Source organism: Rhizobacter sp. Root1221 (assembly GCF_001425785.1).
In the GTDB taxonomy this organism is placed as follows: Bacteria; Pseudomonadota; Gammaproteobacteria; order Burkholderiales; family Burkholderiaceae_C; genus Rhizobacter.
Window position 1 is genome coordinate 175,122 of record NZ_LMDI01000005.1, and the last position, 23,205, is coordinate 198,326.

A 23,205-nucleotide genomic window follows, 5' to 3' on the forward strand; every position below is an offset into this window, starting at 1 on the left:
GAGGGCGACGGGCGCACGTCGCTACTCGGGCTTGAAACCGGAACTCTTGAGCAGTTCCGCGCCCTGTGCCACGTCAGCGGCAATGAACTTCCTGAACTGTTCAGGCGACTCGGTCACGGGATCGATGCCCAGGCTGGCGAACGCACCGCGCTTCGCAATCTCCCCCACGGCGGCGTTGATGGCCGCGTTGAGAAAGACGATTCGGGCAGGCGGGGTGTCCTTGGGGGCCCAGACACCGTACCAGGACGCATACGCGAACTGGGCGACTCCGCTCTCCTGCACGGTGGGCACATCGGGGGCGAGCGTGCTGCGGGCCTTCGAGGTGATCGCGATGGGCCTGACCTTGCCCGCCTTGGCAAGCGGGAGGACCGAAATCATCGAGTCGAGGAGCAGGTTCACGTGCCCACCCCCGACATCGATCATGGCCGGCTGCGTGCCCTTGTAAGGCACGTACGTGAACCTGACCCCGCCTTGCCTGGCCAGCAGCAATGCAGCCAGGTGACTCGGCGCGCCGGCGGCGGGAATCGCAGCCGTCCATTTGTCGGGCTGCTGCCTGGCTGCGGCCAGCACGTCCGACAGCTTCTGCTGCGGCAACTGCGGCGAGATCACCAGCATCAAGGGCGCTTCACCCACACGCGCCACCGGTGCGAAGTCGGTCTGTGGGTCGTAGGGAGCGTTGCTCAGCACCTGCTTGGCCAGTACGTGGGTGGCGGCGGAGAACAGCAGTGTGTAGCCGTCGGCAGGCGACGCCTGCACGGCCTTGCCGCCGATGGTGCCGCTGCCGCCGGCCTTGTTGTCCACGATCACCGGGATGCCGAGTTGCTTGCGAAGCTGCTCTCCCAGCAACCGGGCCGCGTTGTCCACCCCACCGCCCGGGGCGAATGGCACAACGATGCGAAGCTGCTTGTCGCGCTCCGGGAACGTCCCGGGTTGTGCCCAGGCGGGCATGGCCAGGAGTGTGGCAAGGAGTGTGGCAAGGGCGGCCAGCAATCGATGGGTGCTCATGGTGTCTCCAGGTTCTGGTTGTCGGCGCCGTCCGGGCGCGGGGGGCGAAGTCCCCCGCATCAGCCCATTTACCTGGTCAACCCGGCGGAGCGCATGGCCGCGGCGATCTCCTGGTCGGCGCCATCCACGAGCGGCAGCAGCGGCGAGCGAACGGTCGCGTGCGCGAGGATGCCGCGAGCCACCAGGGCCCACTTGAGCGCCACCGTCCCTTCCATGTGCGAGCCGCGGTGGTACACGTTCGCCGTCACTGGCAAAAGCCGGTCGTGCAGCGCACGCACCCTTGCGTAGTCCTTCGCCTTGCCTGCGGCGATCATCTCGACCAGCGGCTCGGGGGCGATGCAGCCATACCCCACCAGCGCGCCGTCCACGTCGAACATGGTGTGCATCAGGTACTCGTCGTGGCAGGTCAGGATCTGCAGGTCCGGCCGTTCCTTGCGAATCACCGGGATTTCACGATCCCAGCGCTTCATGTTGCGCACGCCGTTTTTCATGGCGAACACACCCGGCAGTGCAGCGATGTCGAGCTGCGTGTCCAGGTCGTACGTGGCCTTCGTGGCGTCGGGGTACTGGAACAGGATCAGCGGCAGGCCGCTGGCTTCGTGGATGGCCCGGTAGCGGTCCTGCGCTGCCCCCTTCTGGTAGCCGAAGCGGAGCCAGCCGTGCGACGGATAGACGAGGCCGGCGGAAGCGCCCGCCTTGACGGCGCGCTTCGCCTCTTCGGCTGCCACCTCCGTGCCTTCGAGCGTGATGCCCGCGATGATCGGGATGCGGCCGCCCACGGATTCGCGGAAGGCCTCGATGACCTTGCTTTGCTCGTCGCGCTCGAGGAACGTGCCCTCGCCGGCGTGACCGAGCACCGTCAGTCCCTTGACGCCGTCGACGCTGCCGAGCCACTTGCCCAGGCGTTGGATCGCGGGGTAGTCGACAGCGCCTTCGGGGGTAAAGGGGGTCACGGGGGCGGGAACGAGGCCGCGCAGGTCAAGGGTCGTGTTGCTCATGGTCATCTCCTGGGTGAGCGGTGAAGGTGATGACACTTTAGGAAGCGTCCGCCTCTGCGGGTAGATAGAATTCGCAGCTTTCAGAGTTGCCGAATTTGGCAGGCCTCGGGAGCCATCATGAACGTCAACAGTGTTCGCGTGTTCCTGGAGGTTGCTGAGGCAGGGAGCCTCAACAAGGTGGCGGCGCGCCGGCAGACGGCCCAGTCCCACATCAGCCGGCAGGTTGCGGATTTCGAGAACGACTGTGGGGGGCTGCTGTTCCGGCGGACGGGCCGCGGGGTCGTTCTCACCGAGCTGGGGGAGCGCGCATTCGCCCGCCTGCGGCCCTGGCTGCAGGAAACCGAACGGCTGGGCGAGGAGCTTCGCGCCGAGTCCGGGCAGGTGCTTGGCGAGGTGCGGGTGGGCATCATCCCTTCCGCCGCACATCCCCTGATGACCAGCCTGTTCGAGCACCTGCGGTCACATCACCCCGGCATCCGCCTGAGCATCGCCGAGGGGCAAGGAACCGAACTCGACGCCATGCTCGACGGCGGCGCCGTCGACATGGCGATCCTTTTCCGATTCCGTCGACCGAGTGGTGGAGACGAACGACATCTGTGCGTTGCACACACCTACCTGGTGTCGGCCCCAGGCGATGAACTGACACTCAAACCCACGCTCGACTTCTCCCGGCTGGAAGGGCTGCAGCTCGTGTTGCCCCGGCGGCCGAGCCATTGGCGAAACGCGCTCGAAGAGACAGCACGCAGCCTTGCGTTCAAGTTGGAGGCAGCAGCCGAAGCCGATTCGCTGACAGTGCAGAAGGAACTGGTGGCCAGGACACCGCAGCTCTATTCCATCCTCGGCCCCTTCTCCGTCATGGCCGAGTTGCAGGCCGGCAGGCTGCAGGCGAGTCGCCTGGTGCGGCCCGACCTGACCCGGCACGTCACCCTGGCGCTGCCGAAACACGGCAAGCAGTCGCCCGCGAGCCGCGTCGTCGCGGAAGCGATCGAGCGGTTGGTTGAATCATGGGGGCATCAACTGGCGGGGCCGGCGGCCGACTTGGCGGGAAGGTAGTTTGGCCCGGGGTGTCTTCGCTGCTCATCCCCGGTCGCTCAAGCTGGTCGTAGGAGCGGCTCCTGCGACCCAGAGCGGCTGTACAAGGCGGCGAAATGGGGCCGCGATAGCCGACGCTCAAACGACTGAGCCGAGTCGCCCTTACCGGCAAATAGCGCTCCTACTGCACCAACTGCTCGAACACACCCTCCACCATCGTGCCGAACGAGGTGTGACCGACTGGCCCTTCGCTTTCCGCCAGGGCGAGAAACTCTGGCGATACCATCTTGGTCGCAAATCGCTTCCGATGCTCGGGCGCCATGAGCCATTCCCGCACCTTGCGGCGGAATTCCGGGCGGTCCCCAGCAAAGGCATTGCTGTAGTCGAAGTGCTCCCAGAAGTCCCAGTAGGTCGTCCGCACGAACTGCACCGTGGCATGTGGATGCTCGCACTGCAGCCAGTGCTCCATCAGTGGTTCGATGGCGAATCCGCCGACATCGAGCATCAGCAGCACGCATAGCGGATCGTCGTGCAGTAGGCGATGGCTCTCACCGAGTGGTCCCCCACGCAAGATGACATCAAAGTAGGCCAGTGCGAAACGATCGAGGATGGCCTGCTCTTCCTGCGTCCAGCAGTGTTGGGGGCATCTGCCGAGCCGATCCAGGGAGATCTCGATTGAGTGATGAATCTCTTCGCGGTCAGCCAGCAACTCCAGCATGCGCGGAAGGAAGTAACCAACTTCGTGCGCAGACTGAACTTCGCTCTTGGCCGAGCAGTTGTACTCGTAGAAGTGCTTGGCGGGGAGGCGCTTCAATGGCCACTGGCGCAGCTGATGCTCGACGTCCTCGGAGACACAGCACGCCAGGCAAACGTCCAACGGACGCTGAGGATTTGCATGACGAGCGAACACGAGGTATGCCTCGTCGACCGCGGCGGAGAGAGATGATCGCGAGGAATGGGAAATCACTTGAGACGATGGTCAGCTATTCCCGTCATGGTACGCAAACCACCTCAGGGCAACGCCATCGGTCCTGCGAAATTTGCGCCCCATCCAAAAGCATTCGATCACCGGACGCTGACGGCGCGCGCGACTGATGAGATGCCTCCCGCACCCGACTGTCCGGTATCCATCATGCTCTTCATACGACTCCTCCTGGCCGGTCGTAGACTTTCGCACGCGAGCCCGGCGATGGCGTTCATGCTTCGTGGCGATAGATGTCTTCGTGGATCTCCGCAACCACGCAGTCGTCGACCAGCTGGAATTCGATATAGCCGGCATGCTCGGAGAAGACCGCCGCTTCGCCTGTAGGCGGCCGAACGACGGCAAACGCGAACGTGAATCGATGCGTCAACCCAAACGGGAAGCGCACCTCGACCGACCTCATCGACGAGAAGTCCGAGGCGCCAAGACCCCGATTCAGTATCTCGGTCTCGGGCCGATTGAGCTTCGCTGCAAGCTCCGGCAGCCAGTCCTTCAAAACTTCCTTCCATGGACGCAACGGTTTCATATCCTGCTTGTCTTGCTGGGCGGCCGCTTGGCGAATGGGCAACCCCAAAGCACACCTTGGCGAAAGACAGGTAGAGCCCCACGCGACCTTCGCCGACGAACGAAGCGGACGTTCAGTCCAGCGCGATCTTGTTCTTGACGATGACCGGCGCCCAGCGTTCGTCTTCCTCACGCATGAACGCAACGAAGGCCTCAGATGATCCACCGACGACTTCCATCATCTGGGCGCGCAGTGCCTGCACGACATCCGGCTCCTGGAGAACAGCCGCGATCTCCTTGTGCATGCGCTGCTGCAAGGCCTTGGGCGTCGCCGCGGGCGCCACCACGCCGATCCATGCGCCTGCATCAACATCCGCCAAGCCTTGCTCGTTCAACGTGGGCACGTCCGGCAGCAGGCTCGATCGTTTGGCCGTGCTGGCACCGAGGATGCGGATCTTTCCATTCTTGACCTGCGGCAGCACGGCCAGAGCCGGCAGACAGGCGATGTCGGCATCACCGGCCATCAAGGCCAGCACCGCCTGGCTGGAACCGGCATACGGCACGTGGACGATCTCGGTGCCGCTCTTCTGCGCGATCAGCTCCATCGTCAGGTGCGACAGCGAGCCGTTGCCGATGGATGCGTAGTTGAACTTGCCCGGCCGCTTCTTCAGTTCGGTCACCAGCTGGGCCAGGTTGTTCGCCGGCATTTCACTCTTGACGACCAGGACGCTGGGCTGCGTCACGGCGATCATGATTGGCGCCAGATCGCGTGCCGGGTCGTACGGCATCTTCTTGTAGAGGTGCTTGTTGTTGACAAGCGGCCCCACGATGCTGACCCCAAGCGTGTAACCATCCGGCGCCGCCTTGGCGATGGCGTCCGTGCCCATCATGCCGCCGGCGCCTTGCTTGTTCTCGACAGTGAACGGCAGCTTCAACCGCGCCTGCAGTTTCTGCGCCAACACCCGGGCCAGCGTGTCCGGCGTGGACGCCGGCGCGAAGGGCACGACGATCTTGACCGGCTTCGTCGGCCACTCCTGGGCCATGGCACTGCTGGTGATAGCGGCGAACAGGCACAGCGTCGTCAGCGGATTGAGTTTCATCGGAGTCTCCTTGATGTTGAATGGGGTCAGGCGTCGCGGCCCAGGTAGGCGCCGTCGTGTTCGAGCCGGCGCTGCAGATGGGCAACATCCAGTTCACGCGGATGCACACCGGCGGCAAGCGACAGGGCGGCAGCGGTGCCGGCGGCCTGTCCCATCACGAAGCAGGCGCCGGACACCCGTGCAGCCGACTGGCCCATGTGGGTCATCGATGCACAGCGACCCGCGACCAGCAGGTTGTCGATCCCCAGGGCCACGACCATTCGATAAGGCAGGTGATTGAAGCCGCGCACGTTCGGGATGTCCTGCCACTTGAACGCGATGTCGCCGGCCACATGGGCCTCTACCATCCAGCCGTTCACGCCGATCGTGTCGTCGAAGCTGGCGCACTCGAGCACGTCCGCTTCGGTCAACTGATAGCCACCGAGCACGCGCCGCGTCTCACGCACGCCGACCTGCGGCGCGATCTCGAGGATGTAGGCTTGCTCGAAGCCCGGCGCCGATTCGCGCAGGAACTGGAAGAAGTCGACGATCTGGCGCCGCCCTTCGACTTCGGCCGCGCTCAGCTGCACGGCGTCGGTGCAGTCGACCGGTGAGCCGTCCGGATTGGCCAGCTGCGTGACGTTGGCGCGCCACTCCATCGGGTTCTTCTGCGGCCGGATGATCGGCGTCTTGCGCGGGAACTTGCGCCCGCCGCGCTCGGCCTCCTCCATCCAGCGACCGAAGTGGTTCCAGGCGTCGCCGGCACGCTCGGGGTCGACGCCGTTGACGCGGAACATCGTCGACGGATACAGCATGCTGTGGCCATCAGTGCCCTTCTCGAACGGTGCGCCGGCCTGGGCGGCCAGGTCGCCGTCGCCGGAACAGTCGATGTAGACCTTGCCGACCACGGCATGCCGGCCGGACTTCGTCTCGATCAGGATCGCCTCGATCTCGCGGGGTGACCGCATGATCACACCGCACGCCCGGGCATGGAACAACAGCTGCGCGCCGCTCTCCGTCACCAGCCCATCGGCGGCCACCTTGAAGGCGGCGTTGTCATACGCTTGCGCGGCGATCCTGCCACCGAAGATGACGTGTGGCTCGTTCAGCCCGCCGAGCGAGCGCATGCGCTGCAGCAGCTGGTCGGCCACCCCGTGCACGACCTGCTGGATCTTGCCGTGGACGTTGGCGTGCAATCCGCAGAAGTTGGTGACGCCTGCGGCCGTGCCCATGCCGCCGAGGAAGCCGTAGTGCTCGATCAGCAGGGTGCGGCTTCCCGCCTGCGCAGACGCGGCCGCAGCCGCGATGCCGGCCGGACCTCCGCCCAGTACGACCACATCGAAGCGGCCGAACACGGGCGTCTCTCGCGCGGGCTCATGAAGGGTGGAAGGACTCATGCGGGGCTCCGGGTGGTTGTCGGTTGCATGAATCGTAGGCAGCAGGCAGTATTTCGTCCATGGCATGCTGTCAATGGCAGAAAGCGGGAATCTAAATAATGGATCTGAAATTGCTGCAGGTGTTCGACGAGGTCTACAAGACGCGCAATGTCTCGCGCGCCGGTGAGAACCTGGGGATGCGCCAGTCGTCGGTCAGCATCGCGCTGGCGCGCCTCCGGCGCCACTTCGGTGATCCGCTCTTCGTTCGCACCTCGGACGGCATGCAGCCGACACCCCACGCGACTGCCCTTGTTGACCAGGTGCGCCAAGCGATCGAACTGCTGCGCATCGTCACCAGGCAGCAGGCGGTGTTCGACGCGGAAAAGGCAGCCCGGACGTTTCGCATCTGCATGACCGACATCACGCACATTGCGCTCCTGCCGGCGCTGATGACCCGCGTGAGCGAAGTTGCGCCGAATATCCAGATCGAGATCACGCACATCTCGAACGAGACGGCGAGGATGCTGGAGTCCGGCGATGCCGACCTGGCGGTGGGCTACATGCCGGCGCTGGAGGCGGGCTTTTATCAGCAGAAGTTGTTCGACCAGAACTTCGCCTGCGTGGTGCAGCGGGAGCACCCGCGTGTTCGTTCACGTCTCACGCAGATGGCATTCAGGCGCGAACGACACGCCCTCGTGCCTACTGCCGGCACCGGACATGAGCTGGTCGAGCGAGAACTCGAACGCCTCGGGGTCCACCGAAAGGTCGTCTTGCGACTGCCGAACTTCCTCGGCATCGGAGGCCTCGTCGCCAGCACCGACATGATGATCACGGTACCGCAGCGCGTGGCGGACACCTTGCTGCGGATTGCCGACGTCAAGGTCTTCCCACCGCCGTTCGAGTTCCCCAGCTTTGCCATCAAGCAGCACTGGCATGAGCGGTACCAGCAGGACCCGGCAAACCGGTGGTTGCGATCGGTGATCTCTGACCTGTTCCTGGAAAATTGATGCGCCTCCAGGCAGTTGCGCGGCTCGCCTGACGGTCGCCGATCAGACACCTCCAGCTTCTCCAACCGCTGCAAAGCGCCGTCAACGTCCTTCCGTGGCGTGAGCAGCAGCCTGTGGGACAGCGACAGTGCGCAGCAGGCTCGCATGCCTGGCCGGCGGCGCACCGAAGATGCGCGCGTAGTCGCGGCTGAACTGTGACGGACTAAAGGCCGTCGAGGTCACCGCCTTCCTGGACCTCGCGCCTTGCGACGACGTGCTGCGGCGTGTGCCGCTGCCGGGCACCGGCGGGGCAACCCCGTGACGGGCATGCCCGCGTGCAGCCTGCAGCCGTGAGCCGCCTGGCTGCGGAATTGGCCTGAGCGGTGCTGGCGCGGTGCGCGGGGACGCGTGCGTGCTGCTCGAGGCGGAGCGCTGAAATGCGGATCACCGAAATCTTTGCCCGCTTTGCAGCGGACATCAAGTCGCAGGCACTTCCGCCGGACGTCCAGCACCACGCCAAGCGGGCACTGGTCGACTGGCACGCCGCCGTGCACCCCGGCCTGAAGACACGCACGGTGCAGGTGCTGGCAACGGTCCTGGCCGACGACCTGGACCGCGGTCCGTCACGGCTCGCCGACGGCCGAGCTGCCTTGCCCCGGGCTGCGGCGCTGATCAACGGCACGGCCGCCCACGCGGCGGAGCTCGACGACAGCTTCCGCGAGGCCATGTACCACCCGGGCGCCGCGACGATCGCCGCGGCGCTCGCGGCGGGCCAGTGCGCCGGCGCCTCCGGGGCGGACCTGCTGCGGGCCGTGGTGACCGGCTACGAGATCTCGACGCGCATCGGCATCACCATGGGGCGGGCACACTACCGGTACTGGCACAACACCGGCACCATCGGCACGTTCGGCGCCGCCGCGGCCGCGGGAAGCCTGCTCGGCCTGGACGAGACCGGGTTCGCCCATGCGCTCGCCCTGGCCGCGACGTTCACCGCGGGGCTGCAGCAGGCGTTCCGCGACGAAACCATGGGCAAGGCGTTGCACGCCGGGCGCGCCGCTGAAGCCGGGCTGCTGGCCGCGCAGTTGGCAGCGGGTGGCATGCGCAGCACGCTCGATGTGTTCGAGGGCGAAGCCGGGCTGGGCCGGGCCATGGGCGAAGGAACGGACTGGTCACAGGCCGGTGCGACGCTGGGCTCTGAGTACCACGTGACACGGCTGACGTTCAAGAACCATGTCGGGTGCGGGCATGCGTTTCCGGCCGTCGACGGTGCGCAAGCGCTGCAGCACCTCCACGGTTTCACCCACGCCGACATCGACCGCATCCACCTGGGCGTCTACCAGGCCACCCGGGACATCGCCCCGCACATCGATCCCCTCGACGGCGACCAGGCCCGCTTCAGCCTGCCCTACATGGTGGCCACGGCGTTGGTGCATGGCAGCGTTCGCCTGGCGGCCTTCGAGCCCGCACGGGTGCACGACCCGGTCACCCGCGCCCTGATGCAGCGGATCAGCAGTTGGCTCGATGCAGACGTCGATGCGGACTTCCCGGCCCGCCGTGGCGCGCGGGTGGACGTGACGCTGCGAGACGGCCGGCGTTTCGTGCACCGCCAGGCCGACCGCAAGGGCGATCCCGAACTCCCGCTCTCCGACCAGGACCTGGACGACAAGCTGATGGAGTTGGCAGGGCCGGCCCTCGGCAACGCGGCGTGCCGAACGCTGCTCACGCAACTCTGGTCGCTCGACACCTGCGCCCGACTGCCTTGAGAGGAATCCCATGTCCCATGCCTTCATCTGCGACGCGATCCGAACGCCGTTCGGCCGTTACGGCGGCGCGCTGTCCTCGGTCCGTGCCGACGACCTGGGCGCGGTCCCCCTCCGCGCGCTCATGGCACGCAACACGACCGTCGACTGGGGCGCCGTCGACGACGTCATCTTCGGCTGCGCGAACCAGGCCGGCGAAGACAATCGCAACGTGGCGCGCATGTCAGCCCTCCTGGCGGGCCTCCCGATCGGCGTTCCGGGCAGCACGATCAACCGGCTTTGCGGTTCGGGCCTCGATGCGTTGGGCACCGCAGCGCGTGCGATCAGGAGTGGCGAAGCCTCATTGGCGATCGCCGGAGGGGTCGAGAGCATGAGCCGATCGCCGTTCGTCATGCCCAAGGCGGAGAGCGCGTTCGCCCGCAGCAACGCCGTCTACGACACGACCATCGGCTGGCGCTTCGTCAACCGGTTGATGAAGGAAGCGCATGGCGTGGACGCCATGCCCGAGACGGCCGAGAACGTGGCCGCGGCGTTCGGCATCGGGCGCGAGGCGCAGGACCGGATGGCGGTGGCTTCTCACACGAAGGCCTTGGCTGCACAGAAGAGCGGTCTTTTCGGCGCGGAGATCACACCCGTGCTCGTGCCCCGGAAGAACGGCGAGGCCGCGGTCGTGGCCACGGACGAGCATCCGCGCGTGACCACGATGGAGGCGCTTGCCAGGCTCCGGGGCGTGGTGCGGCCAGACGGGAGCGTGACGGCGGGCAACTCGTCGGGCGTCAACGATGGCGCCTGCGCGCTGCTGCTCGCCGACGAAAAGGCCGCGGCGCGCCACGGCATCACGCCGCGTGCACGGGTGGTGGCCATGGCCACGGCCGGCGTGCCCCCGCGCATCATGGGCATGGGGCCGGCACCGGCGACCCGTCGGGCGCTGGCGCTGGCGGGTCTGTCGCTGGACCAGATGGACCTGATCGAGCTCAACGAAGCCTTCGCCGCGCAAGGCCTGGCCGTGCTGCGCGACCTGGGTCTCGCGGACGACGACCCGCGGGTGAATCCGAACGGTGGCGCGATCGCCCTGGGCCATCCGCTGGGGGCCAGTGGGGCGCGCCTTGCCACCACGGCCGTGAACCAACTGCACCGCATGGGCGGTCGATACGCGCTCTGCACGATGTGCATCGGCGTGGGGCAGGGCGTCGCGGTGATCCTCGAGCGGGTTTGACTGGACGGGGAGGGCGCCGCGGCGCCCGGGTGTCCGCCAGTGTCAGAACGGCGAATCGGGGAAGTAGTACTTCGACGCGTTGTCCTTCGTGATCAGCTCCGACGGCAGGATGGTGGTGGCCGGCATCGGGTTGCCCTTCACGCGTGACGTCGCGGTCATGCGCATCGCGTCGGCGATCATGCGCGGGGAGTACGTCACGTCGGCCGTGACTACCTTGTCGCCGTCCATCACCTTCTTCACGTACTCCTTCGAGCCGGCGCCGCCGAGCACCAGCTTGATGTCGGTGCGCCTGGCCTGTTCGATGGCCTTCTGCACGCCCACGGCCATGTCGTCGTCGGACGCCCACACCGCGTCGATCTGCTTGAAGCGGGTCAGGTAGTCCTGCATCACCTTGAACGCGTCGTCGCGGTTCCAGTTGCCGTGTTTGGCGTCGAGCACCTGGATGCCCGGGTTCGCCTTCATCACCGCATTGAACGCGTCGACCCGCTGGTTGTCGATCACGGTGGGGATGCCCCGCAGGATCACGACGTTGCCCTTGCCGCCGAGGGCCTTGGCCACGTACTCGCCGGCCACCTTGCCGAAGCCGGGGTTGTCACCGGCCACGTAGGCGTTCTGCGCGGAGGTGTCGGTCAGCCCGCGGTCCACCACCGTGACGAACACGCCCTTGTTCTTCACCTGCGCCACGGGTTGCGTGAGCGGTGCCGACTCGAAGGGCAGGATCACGAGCGTGTCGATCTTGTTGACCGTCTGCAGGTCCTGCACCTGGTTGGCCTGTTCGCTCGCGGAGCCGGCGGTCTTCACGATCACCTTGATGCCGGGGAACTCCTTCTCGAGTTCGGCCTTCGTGCGGTTGGCCCAGTAGACCACCCCCCCGGCCCAGCCGTGGGTGGCGGAGGGGATGGACACCCCCATCACGGGTTTCGGGTTGGCTTGGGCGAAGCAGCCGGCGGCGGTGAGCAGGCCCGCCAGGACGAGGGCGGCGCGGGGAAGGAATTTCACGTTCACTTCGTTCTCCTCGGAGGTTCGCGGCCAGGCCCCGGCCGCAGTGGGTTCAGGCGACTGGATTCATCGGCGCCCGCGCTGCAGGAAGGCCACCGCGATGATCACGATGCCCTGCACGGCGGCGTTGAGGTACACGCTGATGATGTTGGTCAGGTTCAGGATGTTGCTGATCACCGACAGCAGCACCGCACCCACCACGGTGCCCACGACGCGGCCCTCGCCACCCTTGAGCGCGGTGCCGCCCACGATCACCGCGGCAATGGCCTCGAGTTCCCACAGCAAACCCGTGGTGGGCGACGCCGACCCGAGTCGCGGCACGTACAGCAGCGTGGCGATGCCCACGCACACACCGAGCAGCACGTAGGTCAGGATCTTCACGCGGTCTACCGCGACCGCCGCATAGCGGGCCACCTGCTCGTTCGATCCGATGGCCTGCACATAGCGGCCGTAGCGCGTGCGGTTGAGCACGGCGATGCCGGCCACCGCGACGGCCGCGAACACCCAGATGGGCAGCGGGATGCCGAGCCAGCTGCCGTAGTAGACGGGGCTGTACACCTCGGAGAGTTTGCCGTCGAGCGTGAGCGCGCCGCCGTTGGCGAAGTAGGTGAGGAAGGCGCGGAAGATGCCCAGCGTGCCCAGCGTCACGATGAAAGGTTCGATGCGGCCCTTCGTGATCAGGATGCCGTGGGCCCAGCCGAACACGGAACCCAGCGCCACCGCGGCCAGCATGCCGAGGCCCACGATGGCGATGGGCGAGGCCACGTGCGGGATCAGCCCGTTCATCAGCAGGATCATGCTGCCGGCGATGAGTGCGGCCATCGACCCCACCGACAGGTCGATGCCCCCCGCGGTGATCACGAAACACATGCCCACCGCGATGATGCCGATGAACGCCGTGCGGGTGAGCACGTTCATGGCGTTGTCCCAGGTGGCGAAGTCGCCGTTGAGCAGTGTGCCGGCGATGCACAGCAGCACGAGGCCGAGCAGCGGACCCAGGTCGAGCACGTGCCGGCGCCACGAGGGTTCGCGGGCCGGCGTGGTGGCCTGCGCGGCCACGCTAGTGGGTGCCTGTGGCATGGGCGATCAACTCCTCTTCGGTCAGGTGGCCGGCGTCAAGCGTGGTCATCACCCGGCCGGCCCGCATCACCACGACGCGGTGGCACAGGCCGATCAGCTCGATCAGTTCCGACGACACCACCACCACCCCACGCCCTTGCGCCGCAAGCCGCTGGATGAGGAAGTAGATGTCCCGCTTCGCGCCCACGTCCACGCCGCGCGTGGGTTCGTCGAGCACCACCACCCGCGGGTCGGGTTGCAGCACCTTCGCGATGGCGAGCTTCTGCTGGTTGCCCCCCGACAGGCTCGATGCGGGGGCCTGCGGGTTGCGCGTGCGGATGCCGTGGTCGGTGATGGCCCGGTCGAGCGCGCGGCGTTCGGAGGCCGGGTCGAGCCACGGGCGCGCGTGGCGGTCGAGGTCCATCAGCGTCAGGTTGTGCGACAGCGACAGGCGCATGTGCAGGCCCTTGCCCTTGCGGTCCTCGCTGAGGTAGGTGAGGCCGTGTGCGGCAGCCTGGCGCGGGTTGTGGAACACCACGGCGTGGCCTGCGAGTTCCACCGTGCCGGCCGTGCGCGGTCGCAGCCCCAGCAGGCCTTCGAAGAGTTCCGTGCGCCCCGCGCCCACCAGTCCCGCGAAACCGAGCACCTCGCCGGCCCGCACGTCGAAGTCGACGCCGTGCGCCCAGCCGGGCACCGTGAGCCCGCGCACGCGCAGCAGCGGCGGGCCATCGGGCACCGCATGGCGCGGCGGGAACATGTCGGTGAGGTCGCGGCCCACCATCAGGTTGGCCATCTGCTGGCGGGTCAGCGACGACGTGGGCGCACGCGTGACGAATCGGCCGTCGCGCATCACCAGCACCTCGTCGGTGATGCGTTCCACCTCGTCGAGCTTGTGCGAGATGTAGACGATGGTGGTGCCCGCCGCACGCAGCTGGCGGATCAGGCCGAAGAGCCGCTCCGTCTCGGACGGTGTCAGCGTGGCCGTGGGTTCGTCCATCACCAGCAAGCGGGCGTGGCGCGACAGCGCCTTCGCGATCTCCACGAGCTGTTTCTCGGCCACGATCAGGTCGCGCGTGCGGGTGTCGGGCGAGAGATCCAGGCCCACCTGGGCGAGCACGTCGCGCGCCGCCGCGCGCATGGCCCGGTCGTCCAGCCAGCCACCGCGGTGCCGCTCGTGGCCGAGGAAGATGTTCTGCGCTACCGTCAGGTCGTCGGCGAGGTTGAACTCCTGGTGGATCAGCACGATGCCGGCCGCCTCGGCGGCGCGCGAGTCCGCGAAATGGCATGGCGTGTCGCCCACCGCCAGTTCGCCGCCGCTGGCACGCTCGTAGCCCGACAGGATCTTCATCAGCGTGGACTTGCCCGCGCCGTTTTCACCGAGCAGGCCGTACACGTGGCCGGGTTCGAGCGAGAAGCTCACGCCGTGCAGCACCCGCACCGGACCGAAGTCCTTCACGATGCCGGTGAACCGCACGCGCAGGCTCATGTCATGCTTTCACCGCCACCCAGCGGCCATCCTTCGCCGACGACTTCAGCGCCGTCTCGATGAACACCATGCCCAGGATGCCGTCGTCGATGGTGGGGAACGTGACGGCCTTGTCGAGGCGGTTCTTCTTGCCCGGCCGCGCCGCGCGGATGGCCGCGGCGATCTCGCTGTAGATCGTGGCGAACCCCTCGAGGTAGCCCTCGGGGTGGCCCGATGGCACGCGGGTCACGCGCGCCGCGTCGGCGCTGGCCGAGGCGGTGCCGCGCGAGAGCATCTGCGGCGGCTGGCCGAACGGCGCGAAGCGCAGCTGGTTCGGGTGTTCCTGCTGCCATTCGAGCCCGGCCTTGTCGCCATACACCCGGATGCGCAGGCCGTTCTCGTGGCCCGGGGCCACCTGGCTCGCCCACAGCGAGCCGCGGGCGCCCCCGGCGTAGCGCAACATCACCTGCACGTTGTCGTCGAGCACACGCCCTTTCACGAACGACGTGACCTCGGCGCTGAGGGACTCGACCGTGAGCCCGGTGATGAAGTGGGCGAGGTTGTACGCGTGCGTGCCGATGTCGCCGATGCAACCGCCCGCGCCCGAGCGTTTCGGATCGGACCGCCAGCCGGCCTGCTTCTGCCCGGTGGCCTCCAGCCGCTGCGTGAGCCAGTCCTGCGCGTACTCGACCTGCACGATGCGCAGCGCGCCCAGCGCGCCATCGGCCACCAGCCGGCGTGCATGGCGCACCATCGGGTAGCCGGTGTAGTTGTGGGTCACCGCGAAGATGCGGCCGTGCTTCTGCGCCAGGGCCTTCAGCCGCTTCGCATCCTTCAGCGTGGTGGTGACGGGTTTGTCGCAGATGACGTGGATGCCGGCCTTGAGGAAGGCCTCGGCGGCCGGGGCGTGCTGGTCGTTCGGCGTGACGATGGCCACGGCCTCGATGCCGTCGGGCCGGCCGGCTTCCTCGCGGGCCATGGTGACGTAGTCGGGGTACACGCGGTCCAACCCGATGGCCGCGCCCGACCGCAGCGATTTGTCGGCGGTGGACGACAGGGCGCCGGCCACCAGCGTGTAATGGTCATCGAGCCGTGCGGCGATGCGGTGCACGGCGCCGATGAAGGCGCCTTCGCCGCCGCCCACCATGCCGAGGCGGATGCGGGGCGGGAACGGAGTGGGTGTGTCAGCCATGTGGAACCGATTGCAGTCGAGTGGCGAATCTACGCGCGGCGGGAGGTAACGGACTCGGGACAAACGCGAATCCGCGCGGGGCCGGTGTCTCAGAGCCCGAGCATGCGGCGCAGCTGCGCCGGATCCGGCTTCGCGCCAGCGAAGTCGTCGAACGCCTTGTCGGTGACGCGGATGATGTGGTCGCGGATGAACGCAGCGCCCTCGGCCGCACCGTCTTCCGGGTGCTTCAGGCAGCACTCCCATTCGAGCACCGCCCAGCCGGGGTAGTTGTGCCGCGCCATCTTGGAGAAGATGGCGCCGAAGTCCACCTGGCCGTCACCCAGCGAACGGAAGCGGCCGGCGCGGTCCACCCAGGGGGCGTAACCCGAGTACACGCCCTGTCGCCCGGTGGGCCGGAACTCGGCGTCCTTGATGTGCAGCGCCTTGATGCGCGAGTGGTAGATGTCGATGAACGCGAGGTAGTCGAGCTGCTGCAGCACGAAGTGCGACGGGTCGTAGTTGATGCAGCAGCGCGGGTGCTGGTCCACCTTGTCGAGGAACATCTCGAACGTGGTGCCGTCGAACAGGTCCTCGCCGGGGTGCAGTTCGAAACACACGTGGCAGTTCGCCTCGTCGAATGCATCGAGGATGGGGCGCCAGCGCCGGGCCAGTTCGTCGAACGCGGTGTCGATCAACCCGGCCGGCCGCTGCGGCCACGGGTACAGGTAGGGCCAGGCCAGCGCGCCCGGAAAACTCACGTTGCTGGTGAGCCCCAGGTTCAACGAGGCCTTGGCCGACAGCAGCATCTGCGCCACCGCCCAGGCCTTCCGGGCCGCGGGGTTGCCCTTCACGGCGTCGGGCGCGAAGCTGTCGAATGCCTCGTCGTAGGCCGGGTGAACGGCCACCAGCTGGCCTTGCAGGTGGGTGCCCAGTTCGGTGATGGCCACGCCGTTCTCGCGCGCCACGCCGGCCACCTCGTCGCAGTAGGTCTTCGACTCGGCCGCGCGCTGCAGGTCGAAGATGCGCGCATCCCACGAGGGAATCTGCACCCCCTTGAAGCCTTTCTGCCCGGCCCATCGGGTGATGGCCGCCCACGAGTCGAACGGTGCCGTGTCGCCGGCGAATTGGGCGAGGTAGACGCCCGGGCCCTTCAAGGTGGTGGCCATGTCGATGTCCTCCTAGGGCAGGTTGTCCTTCACATAGATGTCGATCCGGATGCGTTCCTGGTCGCTGACCACCGGCTCGCGGGTGAGCCTGGAGAGCGCCTGGCGCAACGCCGAGCGCACCTCGTGGCCGGCGTCCTGGTTGATCACCGCGTCCATCGTGCCGGCAAGCAGGTCGCGGCGCGCATGGGGGGTGAGTTCGTGCCCCACGAACACCACGTCGTGGCCCCTTCCGGCTTCGCGCAGCGCGGCGGCGATGCCGCGGTTGCCGGCACCGATGCTGTAGAGGCCGATGAGCTGCGGGTGCTGGGCCAGCAGCTCGGCCACCAGCGGTTCGGTGAGCGCCGAGTTGTCCTTGCCTTCGACCGGCGGCAGCACCTTCAGGCCCGGATACTCGGCGGCCATCACCTGGCCGAAGCCGAACCAGCGCTCGGCGTGGTCGCGCAGCGACAGGCTGCCCACGAGCACCCCCACCTGGCCGGGCCGGCCGGCGAGGAAACGGCCCACCAGCGTGGCCGCGGTGCGGCCGGCGGCCACGTTGTCGATGCCCACGAAGCGGTGGCGGCGCGACGACGGCACGTCGGACACGAGCGTGACGACGCCGATTTCGGCGTCGGCCAGCTCGTCGATGGCGGCGCGCACGAGCGGGTGGTCGAGGGCCATCACCACGGCGGTGTCGCAACTGCCCTTCAGGCCCAGCAGGCGTTCGGCGAGTTCGCCGGGTTCGAAGACATCGACCTCGACGATCTCGAGCGTGACGCGGTGGTCACTGGCCCAGCCGTGGTTCTCGGCGATCTGCTCGCGCAACATCGCGATGAAGCTGTTGTTGCCGGACGGCAGCACGAAACACAGCCGGTGGGGGCGGGGCCGCGCGAGGCGTGCGGCCGACGGGTCGGGCCGGTAGCCGAGGCGCGAGACGGCATCGGCCACGCGGTTGACGGTGCGGGCGTGCACGCCCGGCCGCTTGTTCAACACGCGGTCGACGGTGGCAAGGCTGACGCCGGCTTCGCGGGCGACGTCGTTGAGGGTGGCGCGGGGTGGTGGGTTCATGGTGGAGATCAACAATATGAGGTGCGTACCTCACCCTGTATTCTGGGAGATACCCTAGTGCTATCGTTCCGGTGAACCACTTCAGCGAGACCGAGATGACCGACACCTCCCGCCCCCGCTCCCCCGGTGAAACCCGCCGCCGCCAGGTGATGGGCGACACCTTCGTCGACCGTGCGCTGGCTGGCGCCACCGCGTTCACGGCGCCGCTGCAGACGCTGGTCAACGAACACGCCTGGGGCGCCACCTGGCAGCGCGACGGCATCGACCTCAAGCAGCGAAGCCTGTGCACGGTGGCGATGCTGGCCGCGCTGGGCCACACGAACGAGTTGAAGGGGCACCTGCGGGGGGCGATGAACAACGGCGCCACGCTCGCCGAGCTGCGCGAGGTGCTGCTGCACGTGGCGCCGTACGCGGGGGTGCCGGCATCGGTGGCGGCGTTCCGCGCCGCGGGCGAATGGATGGCCGCCGAGGGCGTTGCCTTCGACGGCGAGTGACACTCAGGCCGGCTCGGACGCCACGCCAAAGTCGAAGGTGGGTCCGAGGCGGGCGACCGACAGGCTGATGGTGGACGCCGCCTGGCGCAGCGCCGCGGCCTCCGGCGCCGTCCAGTTGCGCACCCGCCCTGTTTCCTCGAGGCACACCACACCGAACGGCCGGCCGTTGATCTGGAACGACGTGTCGAGCAGCGATCGGACGCCGGTGCGGGCGAAGTAGGTCGCCAGGCCGGCCAACGCCGGTTCCTGCGTGACGTCGTGGGCCACATACACGCCGCGGCTGAGCAACTGCCCGAAGTAGAGGCCGAACTCGCTGGCGTGCAGGACGGCTCCGCCGGCATGGAATGCCGCGCCGGCCGACGCGAGGCCCACGCAGTGCAGGCTGCGCGTGTCGCCATCGCCTGCAAAGCCCCACAAGCTGGCCCGCGACACACCGAAGCTGTCGCGAAGCAGCGTGCACAGTGCCTCGCGGAACGCGGGCAGCGTGAGTTCGCCGCAGGCCAGCCGCGCGGCCATGGGCCGGCAGAGGGTGGCGAAATCGGGGCGGAGGGTCAGCACGGGGCTTTCAGCAGCGGATGGGGACCTCCGGTTCTTCGGCAGTTGCGGCCCGGACCGATGCCGGCCGCGCGACGAAGTGCGTGCAACTGTGCACGGATGCGAGGAATCCGGAGTGCCGGAGCGGCGGCATGGGGTCGAGCCCATCGCCTGGGCCGGCAGCAAACGAAACATGAATCGATGTTCATTCCGTGCCCGCCGGGTTTCCACCGGCCAACCGTGTCCGTGAAGGCAGGGCGGTAGATCGCCTTCGATTCGTGGCGCCGATCACGAAACATGGGGCTGTCGGGCTTGCGAACCACGCAAGCAGGTGGGGCCGCTTTCGAAGACCGAGTCCTATACTTCTTTCAGCAGTACAGGCCCCGGGTGTCGGTTCCATGACAAGAAAACGCAGTGAAAAAAGCGAGCAAACGCTCGCAGCCATCGTAGCCGCAGGCTTCGACATTGCCCGAAAACAGGGCCTGCAGAGTGTCTCGCTGACCAGCGTGGCCAAGGACCTCGGCATCAGCAAGGGCGGGGTTGCGCTCCGGGTCGGGTCCATCGATGCGCTGAAGAACATGGTGCTCGACGAATACGAGGCCTACTTCAAGCGCACCGTGTTCGAGCCGGCCATGGAAGCCCCGCCGGGCCTGCCGCGGCTCGACATGCTGATGCGCCTGTGGATCCGTGGTGGCGCCGACATGCACGTGCTGCTCGGTTCCATGTACGGCCATTGCACCTTCGAGGTCGACCCCATCCACCTGCCGCTGCGTGAGCGCCTCGTGAAGGGGTTCGTGCTGTGGCAGAAGACCCTCGAACGCACCATCCGCCAGGCCATGCAGCACCAGCATTTGCGGGCCGACACCGATCCCGAACAACTCGTGTTCGAGATCTTCGGCCTCATGATGAGCTTCATGTACGCGCAACGGCTCTCGAAGAGCGAGCATTCGTTCGAACGTGCCGAGTCGGCCTACACGCGGCTGCTGTGGCCGTACCGCACGACGGTGGGCTGAGAAGCTCTGAGAAGGCGGGCTACACCCTGCGAGGAATCACCATCTTCGACGTGAGCACCTGAACCACCTCGCCGCGCTGGTTCTTCGTTTCGCTGCGCACCGTGGCCATGCCGCGGTCGGGGCGTGACGCCGACGGCCGCACCTCGAGCACCTCGATCTCCACGTGCAACACATCGCCCGGGCGGGTGGGCCGCGGCCACTGCAGCTCGCCGCCGGCACCCACGATGCCACCGGCGATGCGCATGCCACTCGTCACCATCAGCTTCATCGTGATGGACGCCGTGTGCCATCCGCTGGCCGCGAGGCCGCCGAAGATCGTGGCCTGGGCCGCGTCGTGGTCGAGGTGGAACGGTTGCGGGTCGAACTGGGTGGCAAACGCCTTGATCTGCGCCTCGTCGAGCGTGTGTTCACCGGACGTGAAACGGTCACCGGCGCGGATGTCGTCGAGGTAAAGGGGTTCGGTCATCGGGCTTCTCCAGCAGACAGGACAGGGGGCATCGCGGGCGCTCCGGGTGATGCCGGGGCGTGCACCCGGCGGATCCATGGCACGCAGGCGATGGCGGCGAACGCGGCCAATGCCACCACCAGCACCGCGAGCAGCCCCGCGAGGCCGCCGCCCATTCTGACCACCACCACGTGGCCCGCCACCACGATGATCGCCAACCGCACGAACCCGGCCAGTGTGGACCACCCCATCCGCCGTGCGCCCTGCGACGCGAAATACAGCGCGAGGCCCAGGCCGAACAGCCCATAGGCCGGCGCCACCGTGCGCAGGTATGCCGCACCCGCCTCGATGGCGGCGGTGTCGTGCGTGAAGAGGCCGAGCCAGGCGCGCGGGAACACGGCCGCTGCCAGGCCCACCAGTTCCGTGGCCGCGGCCGCCATCAGGGCGCCGGTCCAGGCGATCTGCCGGGCGCGGGCCAGTTGCCCGGCGCCCACGTTCATGCCGATCATCGCGACCATGCCGGTGCCGAAGCCGAAGACGAGCGGCACCTGCAGGTACTCCAGTCGGATGCCGAGCCCGAAGCCGGCCAGTGCCGGAATGCCCAGGGGCGCGACCAGCGTGGTGGCCGCCACGACAGCCAGGTTCGAGTTGAAGTTGTTGACGATGGCAATGCCGCCCACCCCGAGGATGTCGGCAAACAGCGCCCGCTGCAGCGGGCGCCGGAAACGCAGGTGCACGCCGCCGTGGCCACGCAGCAGGCTGCGGCCCAGCACGACACAACCGAGTGCGTAGTAGAGCACCAGGGCCAGCCCCGCGCCGGCGATGCCCAGGCCCGGCAGCGGCCCGGCGCCGAAGATCAGCACCGGCGACACCACCACCAGCACCGGCACCCCCCCGGCCAGCACCAGCGCCGGCAGGCGCATGTTGCCGCTGCCGCGCAACACACTCGCGAACGCGTTCAGCAGCCACAGCAGCACGGCGCCCGCGAAGATGGCGTTCGAATAGGTGAGGGCGGCCGACAGCGCGCCGCCTTGGCCGCCGATGGCGGCATACAGCCACGGCCCGCCCAGCAGTGCCGCGGCCGTGAACACGAGCCCCAACACGGTGGCGATCACCACCGCGTGGAGGGCCAGCGCCTCGGCGCGTGCGTGGTCGCCGGCCCCGAGCGCGCGGGCGATGGCCGATGAAATGCCGCCGCCGATCCCCCCCGCCGACATCATCTGCATCAGCATGACCACCGGGAACACGAGGGCGGCGCCCGCGAGTGCGTCGACCCCGATCAGCCCCACGTAGTAGCTCTCGAGGAAGTTGGCCGCCGCCTGCGCCAGCATCACGACGATGTTGGGCGCGGCGAGCTTGAGCAGCGTGGGCCCCACCGGCCCGTGCAGCAGCAGCGCGGCGCGGGCCTGGGCCGCCTGCGCGGCAGGGGAGGCGGCGGGGGTGCCCATGTCAGCGGGCCGGAGCGCCCAGGTACACGCCGGGCCGGGCCGACAGGCCCAGCTTCACGTTGCGGGCGATGTCGTCGGCGAGCACCTCGTCCTCGCCGGCCTCGACCGCCGCGAGCACCTGGCGCACCACGTCGTCCGGGTGCGCCTTCGGGCCGGAGAAGCCGGCCGCCATGTCAGTTTCCATGAACGCGACGTGCACGCCCACGACCTGGGTGCCCTGGGCGCGCAGCTCGTTGCGCAGCCCGTTCGTCAGCGACCAGGCGGCGGCCTTCGACGCCGAGTAGGTGCCGCTGCCCGGCAGGCTGAGCCAGCTCAGCACCGACAGCACGTTGACGATGGCGCCGCCGCCGTTGGCGGCCAGGTGCGGGGCGAAGGCCTGGCTCACCGCGAGCGGCCCGAACACGTTCACGTCGAGTTCGGCGCGCAAGGCGTCGATGCTGGCCTGGCCGGCGAGCAGCCCCTGGCCGCGGGCGATGCCGGCGTTGTTGACGAGCAGTGACACGTCCCCGAAGTCGCGGGCCGCGGCCAGCACTTCGCCGGGGCGGGTCACGTCGAGCCGAACCGCGTGTACGCCCGGGATGTCGACGGACGATGGGTCGCGGGCCGCGGCGTACACCTTGCGTGCACCGGCCGCGAGCAGCGCCCGGGCGAACGACGCACCGAGGCCGCGGTTGGCACCGGTGACGAATGCGACGGAGTCCTGGATCTTCATGGTGGGGTCCTTCGGGAGGGTGGGGAATATGACGAGCGTCATAAGCGGGGGCGAACGGCAGGCGCCGGCAGAGCGGCGCCCAGGGTCAGGTGACCTGGTCGAGGATGGTCATGCGCGCGGCGTCGCGCACGGCCTTGGACAGCGCGGGATCGTCCACGGCGCGGGCGATGGTCAGCGCGCCCACGAGGCTGCAGTACACGGACAGGGCCTTGCGGCGGTCCTCGCCGTCAGCCCATCCGGGCAGTTGGCGGCCAATCAGGTCGATCACTTCCTTCATGCGGCGGGTGGCCGCGCGGCGCACCGGCGCCTCCTGGCGTGACAGCTCGGACCCGAGGGCCGCCACCGGGCAGCCAGTCTCGGGTGCCTCGACATGGCGGTCCGACAGGTAGGCGTCGACGATGGCGGCCAGCGATTGCCCGTCGGGGGCTGCCGCGGCGATGCGTCCCAGGCGGGAGAGGCTGTCGGCTCCGGTGCTGTCGGCCACCTCGGCCAGCAGATCGGTCTTCGACTTGAAGTGCGCGTAGAAGCCGCCGTGCGTGAGCCCGGCCTCTTTCATGATGTCGGCCACCCCGATGCCGCCGTAGCCCTTGCGCCGGATGGCGCGCGACGCGGTGCGCACGATGCGGTCGTGCGTCTGTTCCTTGCGGGAGGGGGTGTCGGTCATGGTGAAGGGTGACGGTTTATGACGATCATCATATTCCTTTGCCAAACCCC

At 68.0% G+C, this 23,205-nt stretch carries 23 protein-coding genes; 6 read left to right on the forward strand and 17 right to left on the reverse strand.

The features are described from left to right. Window positions 1-21: 21 nt before the first annotated feature. Both ASC87_RS05430 and ASC87_RS05435 read right to left on the reverse strand, forming a co-directional pair. Window positions 22-1,005 (reverse strand): tripartite tricarboxylate transporter substrate binding protein, encoded by a 984-nt coding sequence (locus ASC87_RS05430; RefSeq protein WP_056657876.1) that lies wholly within the window; start codon window positions 1,003-1,005, stop codon window positions 22-24. Window positions 1,006-1,073: 68 nt separating this feature from the next. After that, window positions 1,074-2,003 carry a dihydrodipicolinate synthase family protein gene (locus tag ASC87_RS05435; protein ID WP_056657878.1) on the reverse strand — a complete coding sequence of 310 codons (930 nt, stop codon included), beginning with the start codon at window positions 2,001-2,003 and terminating at the stop codon, window positions 1,074-1,076. A gap of 117 nt (window positions 2,004-2,120) precedes the next feature. Between ASC87_RS05435 and ASC87_RS05440 the strand changes: the two genes are divergently transcribed. After that, complete coding sequence (locus ASC87_RS05440) at window positions 2,121-3,056, forward strand: LysR family transcriptional regulator (protein WP_056657881.1); 936 nt, start codon at window positions 2,121-2,123, stop codon at window positions 3,054-3,056. A 160-nt stretch (window positions 3,057-3,216) separates the two neighbouring features. Here the strand turns inward: ASC87_RS05440 and ASC87_RS05445 are convergent, their stop codons facing one another. From ASC87_RS05445 to ASC87_RS05460, 4 genes are all read right to left on the reverse strand, one after another. Further along, window positions 3,217-4,002: a hypothetical protein gene (locus ASC87_RS05445; RefSeq protein ID WP_157603858.1), complete on the reverse strand. Its 786-nt coding sequence runs from the start codon at window positions 4,000-4,002 to the stop codon at window positions 3,217-3,219. Between the two features lie 229 nt (window positions 4,003-4,231). Next, window positions 4,232-4,543, reverse strand: coding sequence for a hypothetical protein (locus ASC87_RS05450; RefSeq protein WP_235582060.1), 312 nt, complete (start codon window positions 4,541-4,543; stop codon window positions 4,232-4,234). A 112-nt stretch (window positions 4,544-4,655) separates the two neighbouring features. Further along, the gene (locus ASC87_RS05455; protein WP_056657890.1) at window positions 4,656-5,621 is read right to left on the reverse strand and encodes a tripartite tricarboxylate transporter substrate binding protein; all 966 of its coding nucleotides are present in this window, start codon (window positions 5,619-5,621) and stop codon (window positions 4,656-4,658) included. Between the two features lie 26 nt (window positions 5,622-5,647). After that, complete coding sequence (locus tag ASC87_RS05460; RefSeq protein ID WP_056657893.1) at window positions 5,648-6,997, reverse strand: FAD-dependent oxidoreductase; 1,350 nt, start codon at window positions 6,995-6,997, stop codon at window positions 5,648-5,650. Between the two features lie 98 nt (window positions 6,998-7,095). Between ASC87_RS05460 and ASC87_RS05465 the strand changes: the two genes are divergently transcribed. The 3 genes from ASC87_RS05465 (at window position 7,096) to pcaF (ending at window position 10,938) form a co-directional block, all read left to right on the forward strand. Continuing rightward, window positions 7,096-7,983: a LysR family transcriptional regulator gene (locus ASC87_RS05465; protein ID WP_056657895.1), complete on the forward strand. Its 888-nt coding sequence runs from the start codon at window positions 7,096-7,098 to the stop codon at window positions 7,981-7,983. Between the two features lie 416 nt (window positions 7,984-8,399). Continuing rightward, window positions 8,400-9,725 (forward strand): MmgE/PrpD family protein, encoded by a 1,326-nt coding sequence (locus tag ASC87_RS05470; RefSeq protein WP_056657898.1) that lies wholly within the window; start codon window positions 8,400-8,402, stop codon window positions 9,723-9,725. A 10-nt stretch (window positions 9,726-9,735) separates the two neighbouring features. Continuing rightward, complete coding sequence (pcaF, locus tag ASC87_RS05475; RefSeq protein WP_056657902.1) at window positions 9,736-10,938, forward strand: 3-oxoadipyl-CoA thiolase; 1,203 nt, start codon at window positions 9,736-9,738, stop codon at window positions 10,936-10,938. A 42-nt stretch (window positions 10,939-10,980) separates the two neighbouring features. Here the strand turns inward: pcaF and ASC87_RS05480 are convergent, their stop codons facing one another. From ASC87_RS05480 to ASC87_RS05505, 6 genes are all read right to left on the reverse strand, one after another. Continuing rightward, window positions 10,981-11,937 (reverse strand): ABC transporter substrate-binding protein, encoded by a 957-nt coding sequence (locus ASC87_RS05480; RefSeq protein WP_056658125.1) that lies wholly within the window; start codon window positions 11,935-11,937, stop codon window positions 10,981-10,983. Window positions 11,938-12,003: 66 nt separating this feature from the next. Beyond that, window positions 12,004-13,017, reverse strand: a complete 1,014-nt coding sequence (locus ASC87_RS05485; RefSeq protein WP_056657904.1) for an ABC transporter permease — start codon at window positions 13,015-13,017, stop codon at window positions 12,004-12,006. Next, complete coding sequence (locus ASC87_RS05490) at window positions 12,998-14,482, reverse strand: sugar ABC transporter ATP-binding protein (protein ID WP_056657908.1); 1,485 nt, start codon at window positions 14,480-14,482, stop codon at window positions 12,998-13,000. The genes ASC87_RS05485 and ASC87_RS05490 overlap by 20 nt, the downstream gene beginning before the upstream one ends. A gap of 1 nt (window position 14,483) precedes the next feature. Next, a complete protein-coding gene (locus tag ASC87_RS05495; protein WP_056657915.1) occupies window positions 14,484-15,653 on the reverse strand; it encodes a Gfo/Idh/MocA family protein in 1,170 nt (389 codons plus the stop codon). Between the two features lie 89 nt (window positions 15,654-15,742). Further along, the gene (locus tag ASC87_RS05500; RefSeq protein WP_056657918.1) at window positions 15,743-16,798 is read right to left on the reverse strand and encodes a sugar phosphate isomerase/epimerase; all 1,056 of its coding nucleotides are present in this window, start codon (window positions 16,796-16,798) and stop codon (window positions 15,743-15,745) included. 12 nt (window positions 16,799-16,810) lie between these two features. After that, a complete protein-coding gene (locus ASC87_RS05505; protein ID WP_056657921.1) occupies window positions 16,811-17,845 on the reverse strand; it encodes a LacI family DNA-binding transcriptional regulator in 1,035 nt (344 codons plus the stop codon). Window positions 17,846-17,940: 95 nt separating this feature from the next. Here ASC87_RS05505 and ASC87_RS05510 point away from each other — a divergent pair, with 95 nt between their 5' ends. Further along, a complete protein-coding gene (locus ASC87_RS05510) occupies window positions 17,941-18,339 on the forward strand; it encodes a carboxymuconolactone decarboxylase family protein (protein ID WP_056658128.1) in 399 nt (132 codons plus the stop codon). A gap of 3 nt (window positions 18,340-18,342) precedes the next feature. Here ASC87_RS05510 and ASC87_RS05515 read toward each other — a convergent pair whose 3' ends face one another. Further along, a complete protein-coding gene (locus ASC87_RS05515; protein WP_056657924.1) occupies window positions 18,343-18,897 on the reverse strand; it encodes a GAF domain-containing protein in 555 nt (184 codons plus the stop codon). A 374-nt stretch (window positions 18,898-19,271) separates the two neighbouring features. Here ASC87_RS05515 and ASC87_RS05520 point away from each other — a divergent pair, with 374 nt between their 5' ends. Then, window positions 19,272-19,886 (forward strand): TetR/AcrR family transcriptional regulator, encoded by a 615-nt coding sequence (locus ASC87_RS05520; RefSeq protein ID WP_056657927.1) that lies wholly within the window; start codon window positions 19,272-19,274, stop codon window positions 19,884-19,886. Window positions 19,887-19,905: 19 nt separating this feature from the next. On the opposite strand, the gene ASC87_RS05525 is transcribed toward ASC87_RS05520, so the two are convergent. From ASC87_RS05525 to ASC87_RS05540, 4 genes are all read right to left on the reverse strand, one after another. Continuing rightward, window positions 19,906-20,352: a MaoC family dehydratase gene (locus tag ASC87_RS05525; protein WP_056657930.1), complete on the reverse strand. Its 447-nt coding sequence runs from the start codon at window positions 20,350-20,352 to the stop codon at window positions 19,906-19,908. After that, window positions 20,349-21,779, reverse strand: a complete 1,431-nt coding sequence (locus ASC87_RS05530) for an MATE family efflux transporter (RefSeq protein WP_056657932.1) — start codon at window positions 21,777-21,779, stop codon at window positions 20,349-20,351. The genes ASC87_RS05525 and ASC87_RS05530 overlap by 4 nt, the downstream gene beginning before the upstream one ends. 1 nt (window position 21,780) lies before the next feature. After that, on the reverse strand, window positions 21,781-22,491 hold the full coding sequence (locus ASC87_RS05535; RefSeq protein ID WP_056657936.1) for an SDR family oxidoreductase: 711 nt from the start codon (window positions 22,489-22,491) through the stop codon (window positions 21,781-21,783). A gap of 85 nt (window positions 22,492-22,576) precedes the next feature. Continuing rightward, entirely contained in the window at window positions 22,577-23,155 is a 579-nt protein-coding gene (locus ASC87_RS05540; RefSeq protein WP_056657939.1) for a TetR/AcrR family transcriptional regulator, read from the reverse strand. Between the last annotated feature and the right edge of the window lie 50 nt (window positions 23,156-23,205).